Annotated in this window: 1 protein-coding gene and 1 pseudogene; both read left to right on the forward strand. The window is 65.8% G+C overall.

The window, feature by feature from the left end; all coding sequences use genetic code 11:
* Positions 1-380 precede the first annotated feature (380 nt).
* A pseudogene (locus tag JCM19049_RS20940) lies at positions 381-1,208 on the forward strand (sodium:proline symporter); the annotation flags it as partial.
* Positions 1,154-1,780 (forward strand): hypothetical protein, encoded by a 627-nt coding sequence (locus JCM19049_RS20945; RefSeq protein WP_279403197.1) that lies wholly within the window; start codon positions 1,154-1,156, stop codon positions 1,778-1,780. The pseudogene JCM19049_RS20940 and the gene JCM19049_RS20945, both read left to right, overlap by 55 nt.
* Positions 1,781-1,795: the final 15 nt, after the last annotated feature.

A 1,795-nucleotide genomic window follows, 5' to 3' on the forward strand; every position in this document is an offset into this window, starting at 1 on the left:
TGCGTCATTCCTCCGAGCGCAACCCGGCGATCCTGGCGGTGCGCGAATGCCTGCACGACCAGGCGCAGTCGCTGCCCTCCCCGCACGCCGCGGAGCGGAACGCCGAGGTGGTGACCCCAGCCACAGACTAGGTCACGAAATGGTAACGACGCGGGCTTTCGTGAGCGACAAATCACTCAAAGGATGCCATAGTGGTTTTCCGCACCCGGTGACCGTGCGCCCCATTCGTTCATGGGGGAACCACCCCGCACGGGAGCACTAGCAATGAGGAAATCATGTCCGACCATACATTCCAGATGATCGCGATCGTCTTCTATATGTGCGTGATGCTCGGTATCGGCTACTTCGCCTACCGTCGCACCAGCAACATCGACGATTACATGCTCGCCGACCGCGGGCTCAAACCCTGGGTGGCCGCGCTGTCCGCGGGGGCCTCCGACATGTCCGGCTGGCTGCTGATGGGCCTGCCCGGCGCCATCTACGTCACCGGCCTGCACGAAGCATGGATCGCCATCGGCCTGACCATCGGCGCGTGGCTGAACTGGAAGTTCGTCGCCCCGCGACTGCGCTCCTACACGCAGATCGCGCAGAACGCCATCACCATCCCCAGCTTCTTCGAAAAGCGCCTGAAGGACCGCAAGCACCTGCTGCGCATCGCCTCGGCGCTGATCATCCTGGTGTTCTTCACCTTCTACGTCTCCTCGGGCATGGTCGCCGCCGGCAAGTTCTTCCAGGCCTCCTTCGGGTGGCCATACCTGAACGGCATGCTGTTCGTCGCGGCCATCACCCTGCTCTACACCCTGTTCGGCGGGTTCCTCGGCGCCTCACTGACCGACGTCGCCCAGGGCGTACTGATGTTCGCCGCGCTCATCGCGGTGCCGATCGTGGCGGTCTTCCGCAGCGGGGACATCTCCACGCTGGGCAGCCGGATCACCGAGGCCAACCCGCAGGCGTTCAACCTGTTCTCCTCCTTCGATGAAACCAGCTGGATCCTGGCGCTGGTGGCCATCATCTCCACCGCCGCCTGGGGCCTGGGCTACTTCGGCCAGCCGCACATCATCGTGCGCTTCATGGCGCTGCGTACCCCGGGCGAGGCCAAGGTGGCCCGCCGCATCGGCATCGGCTGGATGTTCCTGACCGCGCTGGGCGCCATCTGCACCGCGCTGATCGGCGTGGCGTACTTCGCCGACGAGCCGCTGAGCACCGCCGACAGCGAAACCGTGTTCCTGCTGCTCTCGCAGATCTTCTTCCACCCGCTGATCGCCGGCTGGTGCTGGCCGCGGTGCTGGCGGCCATCATGTCCACCATGTCCTCGCAGATGATCGTGTGCTCCTCGGCGCTGGTGGAGGACCTGTACAACCTGATGGGCCGCAAGGGCAGCCCCAAGTCGCTGGTGCTGCTGGGCCGGCTGGGCGTGCTCGCCGTGGCGGTCATCGCCGCACTGCTGGCGCTGAACCCGGATTCCTCGATCCTGGAACTGGTGGCGTTCGCCTGGGCCGGGTTCGGCGGCGCGTTCGGCCCGATCATCCTGCTCAGCCTCTACTGGCGCAAGCTGACCGCCGTCGGTGCCTTTGCAGGCATGGTCAGCGGCGCGGTCGTGGTCTTCGTGTGGGGCAACATCGCGGCCCTGAGCGGTGTGATGTACGAAATCGTGCCCGGCTTCCTGGTCAACCTGCTGGTGGCCTGGCTGGTGTCGCGTTCCACCTACCGTCCGAACGAGACCATCGAGTCCGAGTTCACCGCCATGGAGGACGAGGTCGGGGCCAAGGCCCGCGCCTAAGCCTCCCGCCCGCGG

The sequence above is a fragment of the Arthrobacter sp. JCM 19049 genome (assembly GCF_001310435.1).